The sequence below is a fragment of the Mucilaginibacter rubeus genome (assembly GCF_014643835.1).
Classification (GTDB): domain Bacteria; phylum Bacteroidota; class Bacteroidia; order Sphingobacteriales; family Sphingobacteriaceae; genus Mucilaginibacter; species Mucilaginibacter rubeus.
The window spans coordinates 324,756-346,991 of sequence record NZ_BMKD01000005.1; the positions used below are offsets into that span (position 1 = coordinate 324,756).

22 protein-coding genes are annotated in these 22,236 nt (G+C 42.8%); 12 read left to right on the top strand and 10 right to left on the bottom strand.

All coding sequences use genetic code 11. From position 1 onward, the window contains the following. Positions 1 to 131: 131 nt before the first annotated feature. Both IEX80_RS18300 and IEX80_RS18305 read left to right on the top strand, forming a co-directional pair. Positions 132 to 1,553 carry a pseudouridine synthase gene (locus tag IEX80_RS18300; RefSeq protein ID WP_188833705.1) on the top strand — a complete coding sequence of 474 codons (1,422 nt, stop codon included), beginning with the start codon at positions 132 to 134 and terminating at the stop codon, positions 1,551 to 1,553. A 161-nt stretch (positions 1,554 to 1,714) separates the two neighbouring features. After that, the gene (locus tag IEX80_RS18305; RefSeq protein ID WP_090532553.1) at positions 1,715 to 2,848 is read left to right on the top strand and encodes a lactonase family protein; all 1,134 of its coding nucleotides are present in this window, start codon (positions 1,715 to 1,717) and stop codon (positions 2,846 to 2,848) included. A 151-nt stretch (positions 2,849 to 2,999) separates the two neighbouring features. On the opposite strand, the gene IEX80_RS18310 is transcribed toward IEX80_RS18305, so the two are convergent. From IEX80_RS18310 to IEX80_RS18325, 4 genes are all read right to left on the bottom strand, one after another. Beyond that, a complete protein-coding gene (locus IEX80_RS18310; protein WP_188833706.1) occupies positions 3,000 to 3,482 on the bottom strand; it encodes a hypothetical protein in 483 nt (160 codons plus the stop codon). Positions 3,483 to 3,531: 49 nt separating this feature from the next. Next, positions 3,532 to 3,699, bottom strand: coding sequence for a hypothetical protein (locus IEX80_RS18315; protein ID WP_175490073.1), 168 nt, complete (start codon positions 3,697 to 3,699; stop codon positions 3,532 to 3,534). A gap of 175 nt (positions 3,700 to 3,874) precedes the next feature. After that, the gene (locus IEX80_RS18320) at positions 3,875 to 4,456 is read right to left on the bottom strand and encodes a non-canonical purine NTP diphosphatase (RefSeq protein WP_176626144.1); all 582 of its coding nucleotides are present in this window, start codon (positions 4,454 to 4,456) and stop codon (positions 3,875 to 3,877) included. Between the two features lie 21 nt (positions 4,457 to 4,477). Further along, positions 4,478 to 5,071, bottom strand: coding sequence for a hypothetical protein (locus tag IEX80_RS18325; protein ID WP_176626146.1), 594 nt, complete (start codon positions 5,069 to 5,071; stop codon positions 4,478 to 4,480). Between the two features lie 178 nt (positions 5,072 to 5,249). On the opposite strand from IEX80_RS18325, the gene IEX80_RS18330 reads away from it, so the two are divergent. Next, positions 5,250 to 6,719, top strand: coding sequence for a peptidylprolyl isomerase (locus IEX80_RS18330; RefSeq protein ID WP_090532560.1), 1,470 nt, complete (start codon positions 5,250 to 5,252; stop codon positions 6,717 to 6,719). Positions 6,720 to 6,722: 3 nt separating this feature from the next. Next, positions 6,723 to 7,685 carry an AAA family ATPase gene (locus IEX80_RS18335; RefSeq protein WP_090532562.1) on the top strand — a complete coding sequence of 321 codons (963 nt, stop codon included), beginning with the start codon at positions 6,723 to 6,725 and terminating at the stop codon, positions 7,683 to 7,685. Between the two features lie 207 nt (positions 7,686 to 7,892). On the opposite strand, the gene IEX80_RS18340 is transcribed toward IEX80_RS18335, so the two are convergent. After that, entirely contained in the window at positions 7,893 to 8,756 is an 864-nt protein-coding gene (locus tag IEX80_RS18340; protein WP_090532564.1) for a Cif family virulence factor, read from the bottom strand. Between the two features lie 277 nt (positions 8,757 to 9,033). On the opposite strand from IEX80_RS18340, the gene IEX80_RS18345 reads away from it, so the two are divergent. Beyond that, positions 9,034 to 9,708, top strand: a complete 675-nt coding sequence (locus tag IEX80_RS18345; protein ID WP_188833707.1) for a hypothetical protein — start codon at positions 9,034 to 9,036, stop codon at positions 9,706 to 9,708. A 15-nt stretch (positions 9,709 to 9,723) separates the two neighbouring features. Here IEX80_RS18345 and cysS read toward each other — a convergent pair whose 3' ends face one another. The 5 genes from cysS to mutL all read right to left on the bottom strand — a co-directional run bounded on the left by cysS (position 9,724) and on the right by mutL (position 15,897). After that, complete coding sequence (gene cysS / locus IEX80_RS18350; protein WP_090532568.1) at positions 9,724 to 11,190, bottom strand: cysteine--tRNA ligase; 1,467 nt, start codon at positions 11,188 to 11,190, stop codon at positions 9,724 to 9,726. A gap of 87 nt (positions 11,191 to 11,277) precedes the next feature. Next, positions 11,278 to 12,387, bottom strand: coding sequence for an endonuclease/exonuclease/phosphatase family protein (locus IEX80_RS18355; protein WP_090532570.1), 1,110 nt, complete (start codon positions 12,385 to 12,387; stop codon positions 11,278 to 11,280). After that, entirely contained in the window at positions 12,388 to 13,260 is an 873-nt protein-coding gene (locus tag IEX80_RS18360) for a rhomboid family protein (protein ID WP_090532572.1), read from the bottom strand. A gap of 33 nt (positions 13,261 to 13,293) precedes the next feature. Continuing rightward, entirely contained in the window at positions 13,294 to 14,019 is a 726-nt protein-coding gene (locus tag IEX80_RS18365) for a rhomboid family intramembrane serine protease (RefSeq protein ID WP_090532574.1), read from the bottom strand. An 18-nt stretch (positions 14,020 to 14,037) separates the two neighbouring features. Beyond that, on the bottom strand, positions 14,038 to 15,897 hold the full coding sequence (gene mutL, locus IEX80_RS18370) for a DNA mismatch repair endonuclease MutL (RefSeq protein ID WP_188833708.1): 1,860 nt from the start codon (positions 15,895 to 15,897) through the stop codon (positions 14,038 to 14,040). 127 nt (positions 15,898 to 16,024) lie between these two features. Here mutL and IEX80_RS18375 point away from each other — a divergent pair, with 127 nt between their 5' ends. The 7 genes from IEX80_RS18375 (at position 16,025) to IEX80_RS18405 (ending at position 22,214) form a co-directional block, all read left to right on the top strand. Further along, positions 16,025 to 17,656, top strand: coding sequence for an amidohydrolase (locus IEX80_RS18375; RefSeq protein WP_188833709.1), 1,632 nt, complete (start codon positions 16,025 to 16,027; stop codon positions 17,654 to 17,656). Next, positions 17,643 to 19,460 carry a serine hydrolase domain-containing protein gene (locus IEX80_RS18380; RefSeq protein ID WP_188833710.1) on the top strand — a complete coding sequence of 606 codons (1,818 nt, stop codon included), beginning with the start codon at positions 17,643 to 17,645 and terminating at the stop codon, positions 19,458 to 19,460. Before IEX80_RS18375 ends, IEX80_RS18380 begins: the two co-directional genes overlap by 14 nt. Before the next feature lie 117 nt (positions 19,461 to 19,577). Beyond that, positions 19,578 to 19,799, top strand: a complete 222-nt coding sequence (locus IEX80_RS18385; protein ID WP_090532581.1) for a DUF2683 family protein — start codon at positions 19,578 to 19,580, stop codon at positions 19,797 to 19,799. Then, positions 19,787 to 20,053 carry a Txe/YoeB family addiction module toxin gene (locus IEX80_RS18390; protein ID WP_090532583.1) on the top strand — a complete coding sequence of 89 codons (267 nt, stop codon included), beginning with the start codon at positions 19,787 to 19,789 and terminating at the stop codon, positions 20,051 to 20,053. Before IEX80_RS18385 ends, IEX80_RS18390 begins: the two co-directional genes overlap by 13 nt. A 150-nt stretch (positions 20,054 to 20,203) precedes the next feature. Continuing rightward, a complete protein-coding gene (locus IEX80_RS18395; RefSeq protein WP_090532585.1) occupies positions 20,204 to 21,010 on the top strand; it encodes a helix-turn-helix domain-containing protein in 807 nt (268 codons plus the stop codon). A 60-nt stretch (positions 21,011 to 21,070) separates the two neighbouring features. Then, positions 21,071 to 21,451, top strand: coding sequence for a VOC family protein (locus IEX80_RS18400; RefSeq protein ID WP_176844483.1), 381 nt, complete (start codon positions 21,071 to 21,073; stop codon positions 21,449 to 21,451). A gap of 61 nt (positions 21,452 to 21,512) precedes the next feature. Next, positions 21,513 to 22,214, top strand: a complete 702-nt coding sequence (locus IEX80_RS18405) for a hypothetical protein (protein WP_188833711.1) — start codon at positions 21,513 to 21,515, stop codon at positions 22,212 to 22,214. Positions 22,215 to 22,236 lie beyond the last annotated feature (22 nt).

The following is a 22,236-nucleotide window of genomic DNA, read 5'->3' on the forward strand; positions in this document are numbered from 1 at the left end:
TTCAAAAACGGCGTTTAAAACCGTTTAAACGGCGATTTTGCAAGAGGATATTTTTTTGATCTTTTTAGATGAAAATTGGCAAAAAAGCGTAACTTTGACCCTCACGCTGCGAAAGCGCTAAACAAAAAATTATGGTATTTAAGAGACCAGCAGGTAGTCGCGACGACAAACCCGGAAAGTCGTCATCAAGGAGTTCAAGATCCGACGACCGACCAAAAAAATCAGCATCAACCCCAAAAGGTAAAGCTACTCCAAACGGAGAAAAAAAAATACTTTCCAGACCGGAAAAAACATTCCAAAGCAACAGGTTCAGTGACGATAAGCCCAAAAGCAATTTTAGGGGTGGTGAATCATCTGGCGATAGAAGAGCAGGTGCTAAGTCAAGGCCCTATTCGGGAAGGCCAACAGGCGACGGCGAAAGCAGGCCAAAAAGGAGCTTTGGCGACGATAGCACAGGCGAAAGGAAGTCATTTAGTGGCGGCCCGCGTAAACCTTACAGCGGCAGGCCAACAACCGGTGATAACGACAGGCCGAAAAGAAGTTTCGGCGGCGAAGCACAAGGCGAAAAAAAACCTTACTCATCTCCACGTACCCGTTCATCAGCAAGTTTTGAGGGCAAACCTAAAAGAAGCTTTGGCGGTGATGCAGGGGGCGAACGTAAATTTGCACCAAGAGGAACCGAGGGCAGCTTCAAAAAACGCGAAGGCGGTTTTAAAGAGAAATCACCATTTGGCGAAAGACCGGCACACAGACCGCATGACAGGGAAAACCAACACGATGCCCCTAAAACCATGCGCGGGCGTAAAAATTCCTCAGCTAAAAAAACAGAAGACGATGGGCTGATCCGCCTGAACCGTTACATATCAAACGCGGGTATTTGCTCACGCCGTAAGGCCGATGAGCTGATTACCGCGGGCGTGGTATCCGTAAACGGCGAAGTGGTAACAGAATTAGGTACCAAAGTTGATCCGTTTAAGGATACTATTAAATATAACGGCGAAACGCTGAAACGCGAGAAAATGGTTTATGTATTGTTAAATAAGCCAAAGGATTATATCACAACTACAGATGATCCGCAGGAGCGCCGTACGGTAATGCACCTGGTTGAAAAGGCAAGCCGCGAGCGTATTTACCCCGTTGGCCGTCTTGACCGTAACACCACCGGTTTGTTGTTAATGACCAACGATGGTGATTTGGCCGATAAGCTATCGCACCCGCGTAACAGCATTACTAAATTATACCAGGTTGAACTGAGCAAAAGCTTAACCCAGGGCGACCTGAATAAATTAACTTTCGGCCTTGAGCTGGAAGACGGCGTAATTAAGCCCGATTCGGTATCATATGTTACTGGCGGTTCAAAACGTGAGATCGGGATCCAGATCCACAGCGGCAAAAACCGTATTGTGCGCCGTATGTTTGAGCACCTGGGCTACGAAGTGGTAAAACTGGACAGGGTGGTTTATGCAAACCTTACCAAAAAGGATCTTCCGCGTGGCCGCTGGCGTTACCTTGATGAAAAAGAGGTGATACAGTTAAAACACCTGATGAAATAATAAAACGCCCCGTTAAACAGCGGGGCATTTTTTTTGTCTATTTTGTTATCTTGCACAGCAATAATTGTAAGGCTAAGCTGAATACATAAAGCTTAAAGCTATATGATTGTCAGTATTTTTGCTATTTGTGAATTAATTAAATAGACCTTATATAATCACCCATGAAGAAATTTCTTTTGATCATAGCTATGCTTTCACCGGCGCTAACATTTGCACAAAATAAAAAAACAGGGCCTAAAACTTTCGACCTGGTGGTTGGTACTTATACCACCGGCAAAAGTAAAGGTATTGTGGTATACCGTTTTTATGCCGAAACCGGCAAATTGGCTTATCTCAGTGAGATTGATGGCGTAAATAATCCGTCGTATTTAACGTTGAGCGCCAATAATAAATTTATTTACGCGGTTAACGAACTGCCTAAAGGCGAGGTAAGCGCATTTTCGTTTGAGCCCAAAACGGGCAAAATGACTTTTATCAACAAGCAATCAACACTGGGCGCCGACCCATGTCACATATCTGTTGACAAAGCACAAAAAAACCTGATCATAGCTAACTACTCAAGCGGCAACGTTGCGGTAATGCCTTTGAATAAAGATGGTTCAATAGCTAACGGAATTCAAACGGTACATGATGATGGCCATAGCATAAACAAGGAAAGGCAGGAATCTGCACACGCGCATATGGCGGTCCTGACACCCGATGAAAAATATGTATTGTATAATGACCTTGGCACCGATAAAATGAATGTTTACCGCTACCGCCCTTCAAAAGAGCCCCGTATTGTACCCGCAACACCGGCCTTTGTAAGTGTTACCGCAGGAGAAGGCCCGAGGCACCTGGAGTTTTCGGCTGATAAAAAAACTGTTTACCTGGTAACTGAAATGGGATCGAACGTAATCGCGTTTGATTACAATAACGGCAAGCTGAAACAGAAACAATCCATTACCATGCTGCCAGATGGCTTTACCGGCCAAACTGCAGGTGCCGCTATTCATCTGTCGCCTGATGGCCGTTTTCTGTATGCTTCAAATCGTTTAGAAACCAACGAGATCAATATTTATGCTGTTAACCAGGAAACAGGCTTGCTTACTTTTGTAGCGCGCCAGTCCACCTATGGCAAAAACCCACGCGATTTTGCTATCGACCCAACAGGTAATTTCCTGATAGTAGCTAATCAGAACAGCGATAACATGTGGGTGTTCAAAATAGATCAAAACACCGGCAAACTTGCCCAAACAGGTATCAGAGTTGATATCGGCAACCCGGTATGCTTAAAATTTGCACCAGCCGAGTAAGAAGGTGAAAGGATAAAGGTAAAAGGTGAAAGGTTTGGCCTCGCGCTGAAAATGAAAAAGGCGAAGTTTGAGATATTCCGAACTTCGCCTTTTTCATTTTATCAGCTGGAAAGGAAACCTTTAACCTTTCGCCTTTTAGCTTTAACCTCAATTAAGGGTTTTTAGTAAACGAATATACAATGTATCCGGTGGTATTGCCTACGGTAACAGGCGATTTCAAGGTCATGGTTGAGCCATCGTTGCTGGCAATATCCAAACGATATCCTTCGGATACGTTTTTGGCTTTATCGCCTTCAAAAAGTTTTTTGAACTGGAATTGTGTACCGGTTGTACCACCGTTATAAACCGACCAGAAAATGGTTTGCGATGTTCCGTTGGTTAAAGTGTAGATACCGTTACCACTGTTGGTGAGCTTCCATGTGCTGCCAACAAAGGCTTCGGGGGGAGCCTGATCAAATACGCTCTGTACTGCATTTTGTACAAGGCCGTCGTAACTTACATTATTGCAGGTCCAGGTACCAACAAATTTACCGCGCGATACATTAGACGTAGTTGTGTTTTTGGTTGACGAACAGGCCGAAATGACCAAAACAAGTGAAAAGATTGCGATTGAGGTCTGAATTAACTTTTTCATGACAGTATATTTTATGCATAAATAGCATAAATCCTGCCAAAGTGTGTAATTATAAATTCACCGCTTGCTGACGGGTGCGTTTTTCTAATTCAGTTAACCTTTTATTGATTGATTCGGCAATCTGGTCGGCTTCCCGAACTTTTTTAAGGCTATTAATAAACTTAGGGTTGGTATCCCTTTCCGATAAAATTTTACCGATTTGCTTAATAATGTTCATAGGTTATTCCTTATAGCTCTATTTTACGGGGCTTACACCACTAAGGTTTCGTTTCTTCCTGCTAATATCGAATAAATTTAGTTAAACGTTTTACCATTAGAAAAAAAGCACCTTTATTATTTATAAATAACTGTTATTGTAACGCGCTAAGTTGAGGCTGAGTGTACTAAAATGATTATTCACCAGCTTTATTTAAAAATGCGATCAACTTTTCCATTGCTTTTGCACGGTGGCTAATGCTATTTTTTTTGTCCATACTCATTTCGGCAAAAGTAATGTCGTAACCTTCCGGTTCAAAAATAGGATCATAGCCAAAACCGCCATTACCACTCGGCTCTTGCCGGATGGTGCCTTCAACCGTTCCTTCAAAAAAGTACTCTTCGCCGTTCCAGATCAGGGAAATTACCGTGCGAAAGCGGGCGTTACGATTGGTTTCGCCTTTCAAATTATCGAGCACTTTACTGATGTTGGCGGCATGATTGCCATGGGCACCCGCATACCTCGCCGAGTAAACACCCGGTTCTCCGTTCAGGGCGTCAATTTCCAGCCCGCTGTCATCGCCAAAGCAGTTAAGCTTATATTCGGCATACACATGGTGACTTTTGATAGAGGCATTAGCTTTAAAAGTTGTACCTGTTTCCTCAATATCATCATAACAACCAATGTCGTTCAGGGTTAGTAACTGGATGGCGCCATTAAGCTTGGCCGAAACCTCATCAAGCTTATGGCGGTTATTGGTAGCAAAAACTAATTGCATATATCTTAGTGGCGTGTTTTATTATAATGTTTTAACCAACTCCCAAAAGGTTTTTTTATACTCCACATTATCCATCATCTCATCAAATGAATAACTGTAAAGCACAGTGATCCCGTTTGAGGTTACCGGTTTATTTGGTTTAAGCACCTTTATATCCTGTGGCAGGGCGTCTCCTCCCAAAACCAGTACCTTGGTTGGTTTAAAAAATGTTTTCAACTGGCTGAATTTGGTTTCACTGAAATTTGCCAGATTGAATATCGCCACGTCATCGGGGCTAAGTTCTTTACGCTTCAAGATGTTTTCAAGGGCGGTTAAATGTTCGGCCACTATAAACCCGGCATTTTTATACCATGTTAGTACTAAAAAGTTCTTTAAGTTTTTACCCAGATACTTAAAATCATCAACCGGCGTTTTTATTACTACCTGAGGTTCAGGAGTTAAAGATGGAATAATGGTTACTGGTGCCGGTTTGGCATTTTCAGTTACAGGAGATAGTGGTACTGCCGCAGGAGTTTCGAATTCAGTAATTTTATCATATAACAGCTTATCTGCATTGAGCAGGTAAAGTTCATCCTCTAACAAAAAACGAAACGCGGCAGGGTTCTCAACTTTCACTTTAACAAATTTTAACCAAAAGTAGTTAAACGGTTTCAAGCTTTATAGGCATATTAGCACAATTATAGCCGGTTGGTTTTGCAGAAAATATTTGTTCGGTTATAATTAATAAATTTTACCGAAATTCGTAGTTTTTAACGGGTTAACTATCCCGTTTTATTTAGTATAACAGCGTTACATGAGAAAGTTAGGAGTATTAGTACTAAGTTTTATTTTAACAATAACATTTGCAAAGGCACAGGTAGCATCAGATACAGCAGCAAAAAAACTGGTTAAGGCCGATTCGGTTATTGCCCCCACACCCGGCAAAACGCTTGATAAAATTGCAGCGGTAGTTGGTAACAGCCCGATACTGCTATCAGACATTGAACTGTCATACGCTAACTTCCTGGTACAGGGAAACCAACCTGACCCATCTGTTAAAGCCCGCATTTTACAAACTTTGTTAACCCAAAAACTGCTTGCCCAGCAAGCCGCAATTGATAGTATTGAAGTAAAGGAAGAAGATGTTGACGCCAACGTTGACCGCCGTATGCGCGAAATGACACAGCGCGCGGGCGGGCAGGAAAAACTGGAAGCATTTTTAGGGCGTTCGGTTATCCAGTACAAAGATGAGATCAGGCCCGACCTGAAAGAGCAGATGGTTGCTCAAAAAATGCAGCAGCACATTACCGAGAAGCTGAATGTTACCCCTCAGGATGTTAAAAAATATTACGATGGAATCCCTAAGGACAGCTTGCCTTCATTTAATAAAGAAGTTGAAGTTGGTGAGATTGTTTTTCAGCCTAAGTTAACTAAAGAAGAAAAAGACCTTTACAAAGCTAAGGCCGAAGAGTTAAGGCAGCGTGTTAAAAAGGGCGAAGACTTTGGTACACTGGCCAGGCTTTATTCGCAGGATCCGGGTTCGGCACCTGAAGGAGGCGACCTTGGGTTTGCCGACCGTACCACTTTTGTGAAGGAATTTACCGCAAACGCTTTCAAGTTAAAAGCAGGTGAAATTTCCCCGGTATTTGAAACGGATTTTGGTTTCCACTTTTTACAGGTGATTGAGCGTCGCGGCGAACAGGTTCACGTGAGGCATATCCTCATTACACCTGTTGTTACCCAGGCCAGTTTGGATAGGGCAAAAGCAAAAGCCGATAGTATTTATAACTTACTTATAAAAGATAAAAATGTAGGTGTCGATTTTTCAAGCGCTGCAGCCTATTACTCAGACAATAAAGACACTAAATACAACGGTGGTATGATCCTTAATGCCGAAGACGTACAAAGCCGTTCAACATTTATCCCTACCGATAAACTTGATCCTAAAGTGGCGCTTATTACCGATACGATGAAAATCGGCAGCATTTCAAAACCTGATCTGTTTACCGGTGCCGATGGTAAAAAGAGCTACAAAATATTGATGCTTAAATCGGCCACAAATGCCCATAAAGCTAATTTAGAGCAGGATTTCCCTAAACTTAAGGAATATGCCTATAATGATAAGGTTAACAGAACTGTATCTCAATGGTTCGAAAAACGCCGCAAGGAAACTTTCATTAAAATTGATAAAGAATATCAGGCATATGATGTGTTGAAGAAATGGGTAAATACCAATCCCTCGCCTGTAATACCCGAAACCAAAACCAAATCATCATCTAAATAATTTATGCAACACAGCTCTGATGTAGAAGCCGCAAACGCTTTAAAACAGGCCTACCAGCAAATCCGCGCCGAAATAGGTAAGGTAATAGTAGGCCAGGATGAAGTGATAAAATTTGTGCTGATCTCTATTTTCAGTAACGGGCATTGTTTATTGGTTGGTGTGCCCGGGCTTGCAAAAACCCTGCTGGTGCAAACGGTATCGCAGGTGCTTGACCTTGACTTTAAAAGGATTCAGTTTACGCCCGACCTGATGCCTTCAGACATCATTGGCTCTGAAATATTAGGTGAAGACCGCAATTTTAAATTTATCCACGGGCCGGTTTTTTCAAACATTATCCTGGCCGATGAGATAAACCGTACACCGCCAAAAACGCAGGCAGCCCTGCTTGAGGCCATGCAGGAAAAAGCGGTTACCGCAGCCGGCGTAACACACAAACTTGCACAGCCTTTTTTTGTATTGGCTACCCAAAACCCTATTGAACAGGAAGGTACTTATCCATTGCCCGAAGCACAGCTGGACAGGTTTATGTTTAATGTAGCCCTCAACTATCCTTCATTTAAAGAGGAGCTGCTGGTTGTTAAGAACACCACCAGTATTACTAAAGCAGAAGTAAATAAAATATTAAACGCCCAGCAGATCATCTATTTTCAGCAACTGGTGCGCAATATCCCGGTTACCGATAATGTGATGGAGTACGCGGTGAAGCTGGTATCCAAAACCCGCCCAAACAGCGAGTTTGCCACACCACAAATTAACCGCTTGCTAAGCTGGGGCGCAGGACCACGAGCATCGCAGTTTTTAGTATTAGGTGCTAAATGCCACGCGGTACTTAACGGTAAATACTCGCCCGATATTGAAGATGTGCAGGCAGTGGCCAAACCTATTTTAAGCCACCGTATAGTGCGCAGTTATCATGCGGAAGCCGAAGGATTATCAGCAGCTGATATTATTGAGCAGTTGTTTTGATTTTAGTGATTAGAGGTTGGGGATCAGAGGTTTGGTTAGAAGTGGTTGAAGATTAGTTTTTAATAGTCGATAAAGTAAAAAGGCCTTGTAATTTATAGTTTACAAGGCCTTTCTATTACTTATTGCGCCCGCGTCCTTACGGGTAACCTGTTACCCTAATCTCTGATCTCCAGTCTCTAATCTCTCACAACAAACCTCTAATCTCTATTACTCATTCTCAATAGGTGAGAAAATCTCAAGAAGGATATTCCATTTTTTTGTTTTGTCAATTTCCCAAACCCTTACATAATTGTAGTTTCCAACAACATTGCCTTTGGTAATGCGGGCGTGACCATAGGTATAAGCAAGGTCATTACTCGCGGCGCGGCCGCCATCGGTAGTTTCGGCAGTGATGCTGATGGCTTCGTTATTGATAAACTTCATCACCACATCGGTACCGGTCATTGGCGGAAAGCCGGGGAAATAATAGCGGCCTTCGGGGCTTAAAAATTCCTTATAGCTGGCCATGGCTGATAATGTTAACCCATGATTAAATGTTTTATCGGTACCAATAATAACATTTTTGGCGCCGAATGGATCCTTACTTGGGCCTGAACGGTGCGCCGGGTCGGGTTCTTTAAAATCGGTAACAACTTCTTCCTCAGCTTCAGGATGCTGGATACCAAGGTCGATGAGTAGCTTTAATTTACCGTCGGCGTTAGTACGCCAGATAGATACATAATCGCCAAACACTTTATCATCATCAGTTTTGCCGTTTTGATATATATAAGGGCCCGCGGTGAAAGCCAGGTCCCCATTGGCCGAGATCCGGGCAAATTTGGGCTGCCAGCTAAGCTTGCCGGCCTGTTTATCAATCTTACTATAAAAATCAACAATCTTTACTACATCGGGCTTAAATATGATGCCATCGGGATCGGCAACTGCCAGGAAACCATCTTTTATTCCTTTACGTTCAACTAACTTATCAAAAGCTTGTTCAACACTAACTACCTTGTTTACATTAACAGCGTCCTGCGCCAGGGCAAAAGCACTATAACCAATAAATGTAGCAGCTAATATTATTTTCTTCATATTTATATTCGGGTTTTAGGGAGCAATTTAGTAATAAATTTTAAGTCGGATACGCAATAGTCAAAATGCATTAAACAGCATAGCATAATTTAACAATTGCATTATTTTTGTTTTATCCTGAAACGAAGATATGGGCAAATAATTGCAGAGCGCGGGTTTGATCATATAAAATATGCGTAAATATTTAAATTTACTTAATAATGAAGTTGAATAAAAAAACACTTAACTTCATAACCCAATTAACCTGTTTTTGTTTAAATCAATATAAATTGCTTTCATGAAAAAGTATAAGCTATACTGCGTATTTGTACTTTTATTGCTGTGTGTAAAGGCAAAAGCGCAATATCTTTCTGATTATACCGGCCGCCCATATTATCTTAAAACCAATGATGGCATACAAGGCAGCGCCCTACTTACCGATAACTGGCTGAATGGCACTGTTTATTTCGTTAACGGCAAAACAGCTAATGCAATATTGAACTATAATATTTACGGGGATGAACTTTTGTTTAAGAGCCCCCGGGATTCATCGGTACAGGCCTTTGTTGAACCGGTGAAAGGTTTTTCAGTAAAAGGCATTGCGCTTGATGAAAGTGACCAAACGGATATGAGCTTTAGCAGCGGCTTTCCGGCTGTGGATGATCAAACCCCAAAAACTTTTTACCAGGTAGTGGGAGACGGGAAGGTAAAACTGCTCCGTTATTACAAGAAAAAAGTACTTGAGTCAACGGGTTTTGCTTCGCAGGTGACCACCAAAACCTTCACGCTGGCCAACAGCTATTACATTTTTGCCAATAACCAAATGACAAAGATCAGGCCGTCGCAAAAAACCATCCTAGCAGCAATGAGCGACAAGGGCGATAAAATGCAGGAGTATATCAAAACCAACAAAGTTAATTTTAAAAGCGATGCTGCCTTAGCTAAATTATTCAGCTACTACAACTCGCTTTAAAATCATGTCCTGTTATCAGGCTTTGCTCCAGGTGGTACCTTCTTTACTATCTTTTAGCTGGAAACCTATCTGTGATAAACCATCACGGATCTTATCCGACGTGGCATAATCCTTATTTGCTTTAGCACCGCTGCGCAGATCGACGATAAAATTTAACACTTTTGGCAGATCGTCATTAGCTGCCTGCTCATTTTGTAAACCCAGTACTTCAACCACAAATAAATTCATAAGCGCGGTTAACTGTTCAAGGTTAGCGGCATCAATTTTCAATTTACCATCATATACCGAATTGATAATGCGCGATGCTTCAAAGAGCTCGGCAATTAAAACCGGGCTGTTAAAATCGTCGTTCATAGCGGCATAGCAACGCTCCATTAATGATGCTATTTCAACTTCGGTAGTGGCAGATGCTTTCAATCCGTCGGTTAGCAGGGTAAAGGCGTTCATAAGGCGTTTAAACCCTTTTTCGGATGCTTCCATAGCTTCATTGCCAAAATCAAGTGTACTACGGTAATGGGCCTGCAGCATGAAGAACCTTACCGTCATGGGGCTGTAGCCTTTGTTAAGTATCGAGTTTTCGCCGCTGAACAGTTCATGCGGTAAAAAGCTGTTGCCTAATGATTTAGACATTTTTTGGCCGTTTACCGTAAGCATATTGGTATGCACCCAGTAATTGGCCGGGTTGGTACCGCAGCAAGCTACGTTTTGGGCAATTTCATTGGTATGGTGCGTTGGCACAAGATCAATCCCGCCGCCATGAATGTCAAAGTGGCTGCCCAGGTATTTCTGGCTCATGGCCGAGCATTCCAGGTGCCAACCCGGAAAGCCCACACCCCATGGCGAAGGCCATTTCATCAGGTGTTCGGGCTTGGCTTTTATCCACAGGGCAAAATCAAGCTTGCCATGTTTTTCCTGCTGACCGCCAAGCGTACGGGTATTATTTAAAAGGTCTTCGAGATTACGGCCGCTTAATATGCCATAATCCTGGCTTTTGTTATATTTTTCAACATCAAAATAAATGGTACCATCCACCTCATAAGCATAGCCCCTGGCAAGTATTTCCTTCACCATTTCTATCTGCTCAATGATATGGCCGGTAGCTGTAGGTTCAATACTTGGGGGCAGGTTGTTCAGGATCCTCATCACATCCCTGAAGCCAACGGTGTATTTTTGCACTATCTCCATTGGCTCAAGCTGTGCAAGCTTGGCCTTTTTTGCAATTTTGTCTTCACCCTCGTCGCCGGCATCACCTTCAAGATGGCCCGCATCGGTCACATTACGTACGTAGCGTACCTTGTAGCCAATAGCTGTAAGGTACCTGAACATAAGATCGAAAGATATATAAGTACGGCAGTTGCCTAAGTGAACATCGCTATAAACAGTAGGCCCGCAAACATACATGCCAACATGCGGCGTGTTAATGGGCTTAAATAATTCTTTTTTACGGGTTAAAGTGTTGTAAACAAACAAATTTTGTTGCATGAGCGCAAACTTACGATTTTTTCAATTTTAAGTTACTGCCTGCCGGCTTTCAGGTTTATTTTTACAAACGAAGAGCAATGACCTATGTTAATTCAGTACGAGATCGCTGCGTAAAGGATAATGGTCTGAAAGTTTTTTCTCGATCACCTTGTAGTTGAAAACTGAGAATTGCGGGCTGCTCATAATGTAATCTATCTGGTAATTGGGAAAGTCGCCGTTATATGTGCGCCCTAAGCCTGAACCTTTTTCGCGGAATGAGTTGTTTAAGCCTTTGGCCATTTGGTTAACCGCGAATGATGATGGGGTATCATTAAAATCACCGGCTATAATATAAGGATATGGACATTGGGCAGCATGCGCCTTTACTTTAAAAACCTGCTCGGCCCTTTTCATAAAAGCTATTTTAAGCTTGCTCCCCAGGCGCTTGGTTGATTTAATGTCGGTTTTTCCTTTTTTTGATACGCTGTCGATATATTTATAATCGTCCGGGTTAAAATTGATGGATTGCAGGTGGATATTATAATACCTAAAAATTTTATCCCCCTTTTTTATATCAGCATATAAGCACTGGTTACCAGATGTTCTGTCGGCCGCAAGGCGGATCATCCCTCTTGATAGAATAGGGAATTTCGAAAAGATAGCCATGCCAATGGCTTCACGGCTGTTAAAACTAAAGGGTTCAAAGTAAAAGTTATTGCTGCCTAATATTTTGTTGATCGAATCACGTGTTTCATACTGCCCTTTATTGCGGGTATAAAACTCCTGGAACCCTATCACATCCGGCTGCTCGCTATTGATGATCTCCAGGATTTCATGCTTGGTTGATATATCGTTATTGAAGCCAAAATGTTTAAAGTTATGCACGTTGTAGGTCATGACATGTACAACGTTGAGCCCGGGGGGCAGCGAAAAACTTGATTTAAATCTGAACCCGATATTGTTATTAAGTACTCCCCAGCCAATTAAAATACTGACCAGCGAAAATAAAAACTGCCAGCGCTTGCGCAGCAGCCAATACAGCATCATGATTATATTAACCAACAGTATAGGAGGATAGGCAAGGCCGAAGAAAGCGAATAACCAATACTTGCGCGGATCAACCGAGGGGGCTAAATATCCTATTAGTAAAGCAAAACAGAAAAACAGGTTTATCCATAACAACACCCTGCTAAAAATACTTTGCTTTTTTTTTATCATTTATTCCTGTTTGCTTGCACGCGATAAAATTTCCCGCTCCTGTTTGCTTAAGCTATTATAGCCCGATTGCGATATTTTGTCTAAAATACGGTCGACCTCTTCCTGCCGCGGGTAGTCGGATGCGTTTTTACCCATATTATTTGAAACCACTTTTAACCTGGGTTTCCGTTTAAACAGCCCGGCTATTCCGCCCACCCAATCATGGCCTTTTTGTAATTGCTTAATATACACAAATCCCATTAAAGCACCACCAAGGTGGGCTATTTCGCCGCCCGCGTTTGCACCAACTATACCCAAAAAATCAATAACCAGGATTACAAATACCAGCCATTTTAATTTTACCGGCCCAAATAAAATTAATGATATGGTGTAGTTGGGCAACAGGGTGGCCGTTGCCACAACAATGGCCATTACACTGGCCGATGCACCAACAATAGTACTGTTCTGTGCAGCGTTAGCACTGGTAAATGCAGGCAGCACGTTTAAGGCCAGCAGGTATAACAAAGCACCGGCCAGGCCGCCCATTAAGTATAAGCCTATAGTACGTTTATTACCAAGGTACTCTTCAAATATTTGTCCCATCCAATATAGCCAAAGCATATTGAACAGGATATGAAGTATACCTGCATGCATGAACATATAGGTTAAAGGCGTCCAAAAACGCTTCAGCAAATCGGGCAGGTATGCCGGCATGTTTAAATATTTATCGGCATAAAGTAAAATGATGCTTCCCCCAAAATGCGTTAGTAACTGTTCAACTATTGCCGAAATGTTTATCGCCAGAAAAACAATCACATTAATGCCGATAAGCAGGTTCAGCCTATTGCCGGAGCGCAGCATTTTGTAGTGGATATTTTGCCAAAGGGTGCTCATAATAAAGCTGTATTACAAAGATAACTACTGTTATTAATAAAAATTGTTTGGCCGTTGTAATCGCCAAATTTTAACCAGTAAAAACCCGATAAGCGCGCCGCCAATGTGTGCAAAATGCGCCACCGAATCTCCGGAAAATTGCTTTACCCCTAAAAATAATTCTATCACTACATATACCGGTATAATATATTTAGCCTTGATGGGTACGGGTATAAACAATATCATCAGTTCAAGATTTGGGAACAGCATGCCAAAGGCAATAAGCAATCCAAATATCGCTCCGGAAGCTCCAACTATAGGTGTAGTATAAATATCAAAAAGTTTTTGCGCATTTGCACCATAGTCTAAATAAGATGACTGAAGCAAGGGATGAGCAATGGTAAAACCGCCAGTTATACCATGCACCTCTATAGCCTGTACCGCAATTTGAAACAGAATTGCCCCTATTCCGCATAAAAAATAGAGGTTAAGAAATCTTTTTGAACCGATAGCATATTCCACAATAGGGCCAAAAGAAAACAAGGCAAACATGTTGAAGAAAATATGCTCCCAGCCACCATGTAAAAACATATAGGAAACGATCTGCCAAGGCTCGAAGTAAGGAGAGTTAAAGTAAAAGCCACCTAACCAATGTACTACGGTTGTTTCATAAAATTGCCTGAACAATACAAATGGCAAAAAGCATATTACATTTATGATCAACAGGTTTTTAACAACAGGTGTAAGATTAGCAAAAGGCGATTGATTGTATCCGTTCATATATAATTTAGCCTGGGGCTATTTTTCAAATCGTTCCATTAATTCGTTCATCGTAAAGGTACTGATTACGGGCTTACCATTCAATGCCTGGTTAGGTGACTCACAGGCAAAAAGCTGGTCGATAAGCTGGTTCATTTCCTCCAGGGATAGCTTGGTTCCTGATTTAATAGCGCCGTTACGGGCCAGTGACCTGGCCAGGTTATCCCGTTTATCTAATTTAAGGATGGCCATATTGTTTTTAAAACCTTCCAGTAAATGTTCTAAAAGCTCATGCTCGCCAACGTTGTTCAGTTCGGCCGGGATCCCCTCTACTACCACAGTGTTTTTTCCAAATTCGCGGATGTCAAAACCCAGCGACCGGATATCAGGCAAAAGCTCTTTCAATAACTCAAAATCGGCACCGTTTAGTGTTACCGATTGCGGAAATAAGCTTTGCTGGCTCACCCCCGAATGATTTTGCAGCTGCTGCAAAAAGCGTTCGTACAAAATACGCTCATGCGCGGCCTGCTGGTTAATGAGCATAAAGCCCGATTTTATTTGCGACAGGATAAACCGGTTATGAATCTGGAACAGTTGCCGCTCGCTTGGTTTACTTACATCCTGCTCATCAACCGCTATGGTTTTTTCCTCGTGGATCTCGTGCTGAAAAAGGGTTTCCTTTTTACTGATCTCATACAAAGTATCCCAGTTTTGTGGAATAGGGGCTTTTTTATAACCTCCGCTCTCCCTTAAAAATGGGTGCTCCTGCCTGGGTTTTTCTGCTTTATCGGCAAAGGGATTAAAGTTTGGATTGAAAGAAATAGTAGGGGCGATGATCTCCTCAAATGGTTTGGGGGTTATCAGGTGCTCGATACTGTTTTCCTGGTCAAAATCCAGGCTGGGCGTAATGTTATATCTGCCCAATGACCGCTTCACTGCCGACCGGATTATGGCATAAATAGCCTTTTCATCCTGGTATTTGATCTCAGTTTTGGTAGGGTGTACGTTGATATCAATTTTTGAAGGGTCGATATCGATGAACAACACATAAAACGGAAAACAATCATCCGGCAATAGTTCTTCAAACGCTGTTGTTACAGCATGATTAAGGTACGAATCGCGGATGAAGCGGTTGTTTACAAAAAAGAACTGCTCGCCGCGGGTTTTACGTGCAAACTCAGGCTTACCTACAAAGCCGCGGAGCTTAATAATGGTTGTATCTTCTTCAACCGGTACAAGCCGCTGGTTATAATTATTGCCAAACAGGTGTACTATCCTTTGTTTAAGCGTTGTGCCCGGCAAATGATAAACTTCCTGGCTATCATGGTGAAGGGTGAAAAAGATTTCGGGATGTGCTAAGGCCACACGTTGAAACTCGTCAATAATATGCCGCATCTCTACCGGGTTGCTCTTTAAAAAATTACGGCGGGCAGGGGTATTATAAAACAGGTTTTTTATAGAGATTGATGTGCCCGCGTTAGCAGCACATGGTTCCTGGCTTATCACTTCAGAGCCTTCAATAGTTATACAACTGCCCAGTTCGTCTTCATGGCGGCGGGTTTTCAGCTCTACCTGGGCAATAGCGGCGATAGACGCCATGGCTTCGCCCCTGAAACCCATGGTACGGATCGCGAACAGATCTTCGGCCTTGCGTATTTTTGAAGTTGCATGCCGCTCAAAGCACATGCGGGCGTCGGTAAGGCTCATCCCGCAGCCATTATCAATAACCTGGATCAGTGATTTACCCGCATCTTTAATAATAAGCTGGATCTTATCCGCACCTGCGTCAATAGCGTTCTCAACCAATTCCTTTACCGCAGAAGCCGGTCGCTGCACTACTTCGCCCGCGGCAATTTGGTTGGCAACGGCATCCGGTAAAAGCTGAATAATGTCTGACATCTAAAAAAAACTCCCTCCAATTTCTATTTCGATGCTAAATTAAATATTTGAAGGCATAACTTTATGATTTGATAGTTGTATATACTTTTGTGGTTTAATACAATTACAATAAACATACAATTACTTTATGAAGAGACTATTGCCCGCGCTGCTATTATTGGCAGCGGCCTGCAAACAAAAGGAATACAATGCCGATATGCTGGTAAAAAACGCGGTTGTGTACACCGTAGATAGCAATTTTACAACAGCAGGCGCATTTGTAGTAAGCGGAGGAAAGATACTTGCAGTAGGCAATGCCGATTCCCTTGAACAAAAATACAACGCCCGCGAGGTAGTTGACGCGCAGGGTGCCGCGGTTTATCCCGGCTTTATTGACGCCCATGCCCACTTTTATGAATATGGTATGGGCCTGCAGGAAGTAAACCTGGTAGGCACCCATAGCTGGCCCGAAATTATTGACTCCGTAAAGGCTTATGCCGAACGTAATACCGATGGCTGGATCATTGGTAATGGCTGGGACCAAAACGACTGGACTAATAAACATTTCCCCGATAAGGCAAAGCTGGATTCGCTGTTCCCGATGAGGCCGGTGATCCTTAGCCGTGTAGACGGGCACGCCGCCATAGCCAATCAGGCCGCACTGAACATTGCCGGTGTTAAACCGGGGCAAACCATTAACGGCGGCGAAATAGAAACCAGTAACGGGAAACTTACCGGTATTTTGGTTGATAACGCGGTAGGTATAGTTACCCGTAAAATTCCGGAGCCTACAGCTGCTATTATAGATACAGCCTTGCTATCGGCACAGAAAAATTGTTTTGCCGCTGGGTTAACTACTGTTGATGATTGCGGGCTGCCTTATACCATGGTAAACACCATTGCCGAGCTGCAAAATAAAGGCGACCTGAAAATGCGCCTGTATGTGATGCTGGCCGACAGGCAGGAAAATTATGATTACCTGTTTAAGAAGGGAGTTGTTAAAACACCCCGTTTAAATGTAAGGGCATTTAAAGTTTATGCCGATGGCGCACTCGGTTCAAGAGGGGCCTGCTTGCTGAAACCTTATGCCGACTCGGCCAAATGGAGCGGCTTTTTGTTGAGTAACCCAAAACATTTCGAAGAAATAGCTCCCAAAATAGCGGCCCGCGGTTTCCAGATGTGTACCCATGCCATTGGCGATTCGGCAGTGCGGGTAATGCTTAAGATTTATGCGGCTAATTTAAAAGGCAAAAACGACCTGAGGTGGCGCATCGAGCATGCGCAGATCGTATCGCCGCAAGACCTGGACATGTTTGGCCAATACAGTATTGTTCCATCAGTACAACCTACACACGCGACATCAGATATGTACTGGGCCGGTAAAAGACTGGGGCGCGAACGGCTTAAAACTGCTTATGCCTATAAACAATTGTTAAAGCAAAACGGGTGGATGCCTTTGGGTACCGATTTCCCGGTTGAGAACATTAATCCGCTTTATACGTTCTATGCAGCGGTTGAGCGCAAGGATTTGAAAGGTTTTCCGGAAGGTGGTTTTCAGCCTGAAAACGCCCTAAGCCGGATTGAAGCATTAAAGGGAATGACCATTTGGGCAGCCAAAGCCAATTTTGAAGAGAAAGAAAAAGGCAGCATTGAACCCGGTAAATACGCCGACTTCGTGATATTGAACAAAGATATTATGAAAGTAAAAGGCAGCGAGATCCCGGCAACCAAAGTGACCCAAACCTATATAAACGGAGTTAAAGTATATGATAAAAAATAAATGGGGGCGTGTTCCTTTAGTACTATTAGGGTTTGCATTATTTAATACCGCTTGTGCGCAAAATCCGCCGTTAACAGGGCAGGCCTTCATTGCCGAAGAAAGGTTGGTTGGCAACTCTACCGTGTTGCTTAACAATGCCTCATACCTGGTTCCGCTGCAAAAGCTGGAGGATTTAAAAATTGCCAGTGTGCATTTTAATAACCAGTACGCCGCCGTTTTTGATAGCTTGCTTAATAAATATAACAATGTACAGCTGTTTGATGGTGCCGCTTATTCGGGTAATAAAACGCTGGCCAATCTTACTTCCGACCTGAAGTTTTACAACACCATTATAGTACAGGTAAATGATGCGGATTTAAGCAATCCGGATGTGATTGATTTTATCAGCACCAATCAAAAAAACAAGAACATAGTTGTAGCGGCTTTCGGCAGCGGTTCGCTATTGAGCAAGCTTGATGTTATAACCGCCCCCGTGATCTGGACAGAACGAGTATCCGAGGTGTCGGCCATGTACAGTGCCGAAGCTATATTCGGCGGGGTAAGTATCTCTCAAAAATTAGCTAAAAACTACAGTGCGGTTTATAAAACCGGGATGGGCTTTACTACCGAGAAAACGAGACTGCAATATACTGTTCCTGAAGAAGCCGGCATAAATGCTGCTAACCTGCAGGGAATAGATAAAATAGCACAGGAAGCCATCCGTGAGCATGCCACCCCCGGCTGCGTGGTATTGGTTGCTAAAGATGGTAAGGTGATATTTAATAAAGCTTACGGTTATCACACCTATGATAATGTGATCCCAGACAAGCTGACCGATATTTTTGACCTTGCCTCCATGACCAAAGTATCGGCAACTACCATGGAAACCATGCAGCTTACCGACCAGGGTAAATTAAGCCTGGAGAAAACCCTTGGCGATTATATTCCCCTTGCCCGTAAAAGCAATAAAAACGACATCCGGATCCGCGAAGTGCTGCTGCACCAGGCAGGCCTGATCCCCGATATCCAGTCATTTGAAAAGGTAAAACCGACAGACCACAGTACCGATTCGTCTGCAGCTTACCCAACAAAAGTATCTGATCATTATTACCTGCGTAAAGACTATTATAAAGATGTAATGCTGCCCGACATGCTGAATTCTCCGCTGAAAACACGGGGACAGTACGTGTATAGTGATGTAAGCATGCTTTTTATGCAGGAGGTTGTTGAAAACATTACCGCCGTACCGCTCAACGTTTATGTACAGCAGCATTTTTATACTCCGCTGGGGATGCAAACTGCAGGCTTCTTACCCTTATATCGCTTTACGCCCGACAGGATAATCCCTACCGAAAACGATAAGGAGTACCGCATGTCATTACTGGATGGATATGTACATGATCCAACTGCAGCGCTTTTAGGCGGTGTTGCCGGGCATGCCGGTCTGTTTGGCAGTGCCAATGATGTGGCTATATTATACCAGATGGTTTTAAACAAGGGGAGCTATGGCGGTGCCCAATATTTTAAGCCGGAGGTTGTTGACCTGTTCACCTCCAAACAATCGCCGGTGAGCCGCCGCGGACTGGGCTTTGACCGCTGGGACCCGATAGCCGAAAGACATTATCCTTCAAAACTGGCATCAGATCAGGCTTTTGGACATACCGGTTTTACAGGCACCTGTATCTGGGTTGATCCTAAATATAACCTGGTATATGTATTCCTGTCAAACAGGGTGAACCCCTCGGTGTCCAGTAAATTGGGCAGCCTTAATATCAGGCCGAGGATTCAGGACGTGGTATATGAGGCTATAACTAAAGGGTTGTAAGGGAATTTCGAAATTAGGGATTTTGATTTCGGATTTGCCCCCTTATTTGCAGGGGCTGTATCGGGTTGTATTTTAGACAGATTTGACGGTTGAAATAAAAACGGGTATATTTGATATATGACAACATTAACCATACATCCTGCAGATGCAGATCAGGAAACTGCTATCCGGATTTTTTTGGATGCCCTGCATGTTGATTATAAAACGAGTGAAATAACGGATGATACTGCTTACTTGCTTTCTTCAGAAGCAAATGCTCAGCATCTGCAAAAATCAATTGAGCAAGAGCATCAAGGTAAAGTCACCAAACTTAACCTTGATGACATATGGAAACTATAAATTTTACTGACGAAGCGCTGGCTGATCTCGAATACTGGAAGAAGAGCGGAAATATCATTATTCTTAAACGGATTCGTCAATTGATGCAGGCAATACAAATTGATCCGTTCAAAGGTATCGGTAAACCTGAAGCACTAAAACACAACCTTTCGGGTGCATGGTCAAGACGCATTAACCAGGAACATCGTATTGTTTACAAAGTAGAAGACCATATTATAACAGTTTACTCACTTAGATTTCATTATACGAAATAATATCCCACATCTTGGGAGAGAAGTTATCCTGAAATAAAATACCTCTGGATTTTTATCATATAACTAAACTGGCTGATGGTCATCTTTTAAATAAAAACCCTAAATTTATTTAATTCCGAAATCGAATATCCGCAATCCCAAATCAAAACGATGCGCTATTTCACTATCCAGCCACCGGCCGAGCTGAAACCTTATGTAAGATTTTACTGGGTGTTGGAGCATGAGCTGGAGCCGGATCATTCGTCATATATTTATCGTTCTGTTGCTGATGCCTGTGCCGAATTGGTATTTCACTACCATTCATCGTTTAATGAATTGAAGGAGAAGAATGAGCAAAGCCCAAGCTTATCAGGCATTCAATTTCAAACTACACAATACCGCAGGTTTATAACAACCGAAAGCTTTGGCATTTTTGGCGCCTATATTTATCCTTTTGCCGTGCCTTATTTTTTTAATACCCCCAGCAGCCAAACCAGCAACCTCGCATTTGATTTCGATACGTTTTTAAGCCGGCCCGGCCGGGAGCTGGAAGAGCAGATCATGTTAGCCGGAAATAACTATAAACGAGCAGAGATATTGTCTCGTTTTTTAATTGTGCGCTTACGTCAAAATGTGTTAAAGGATGAACGGATGGCGATCGCTATCAGGGATGTGATCCACAATAAACAGTACAGAACAGTTGGCGAGCTGGCCGAGGCCTATAACTTGTCTTCACGGCAGTTCGACCGTAAATTTAAGGAGTCAGCGGGCTTTAGCCCTAAAACTTATATGCGGCTGGTGCGCCTTCAGGATGTTCTGACTCAATATAATGCAGATAAAACATTAACGCAGATAGCACTGGAATGCGGGTATTATGACCAGTCGCACTTTATTCATGATGTGAAGGAGTTTACAGGCTATCATCCGGGCTTTTATTTTTCAGGCAAGGCTGAGGGAACTGAATACCGGAACATATAATGTCCGGTTTTTACAATTTTGAGAACAGAGGGACAGCTAATTTTGAGAAAAAAACAAATTATGGCAACAATAAACATTCCCGAAAATTACCAGGCTGTAATGCCTTACCTCATTGTTAAAAATGGCGCTCAGTTTATCGGGTTTACCCAAAAGGTTTTTGGTGCAACGGAACAGTTTAAAACCATGCGCGATGAACACACCATTATGCACGCCGAGGTTAACATCAATGGCAGCACCATCATGTTTGCCGATTGTACCGATACTTATCAGCAGCAAAATGCAGGTATGTTTGTATATGTAGAAAACTGTGACGAAACTTACCAGAAGGCCATTGATAGCGGGGCCGAAAGCATTATGCCGCCGGCCGATCAACCATACGGCAGGAGCGCAGGGGTAAAAGACCCGTTCGGAAATACATGGTGGATTACTAACCCGCTATAAATAATTTGAATAATTTATGGAAATCAAACAGCGCCTGCATCTTATCCATAAAATTACAACCATGAAAAATCTTTTAACTGTTTTAGTGTGTCTGTTTTATGGAACTACCGCTTTTGCTCAGGCAGCCCTACCTCAAACGCCGCCGCCGCAAAGTAAATCAGCTCAACCTTTGCAGGCAAAGTCAGATACCGGCAAAGCTTTGTTAAACCCCAATCAAAGCCCCTCGTTTAAAGACACAACTAATACATATAAAAGCTACCAGTCTAAGTCTCCCGCCGATTCATTATACCGCCATTTACCTGATGCAAAGGAACGGCAGCCATTAATTATTGTTAACTCCAAAATCATTAGCGGTCTTGGCCATATAAATCCAAATGATGTTACCTGGTTGACAATTTTTAAAGACAAAGATGTTCCGGCAAACGTCGCCAACCTAAGCAGGTTTGGTATAATAATGATAACCCTTAAAAAAGGAGTGAAAATTGAAACAAATACTTTTGACGATATAAAAAGGAGGTTTGGAGTAAGTGGTAATGTAAGGTTTGCTGTTGACGGCTATTTTGTTGACGATGAAAGTATGCTCATTTCGGCGCAGGACATCAACGAAATAAACCTAACCTGGAAAAAGAATAAAGATGGGTCGCCGGATGTAACGATCAACATATGGATGCTGGCGCCTGAAGCCCGCAAAGGCCCTGTTGCCGGAAGGCACCCAACTGATAAACCCGGTGAAATTTATATAAGGGGATTGGTATCAAAATAATTTTATTTCGGATAAAATCTTT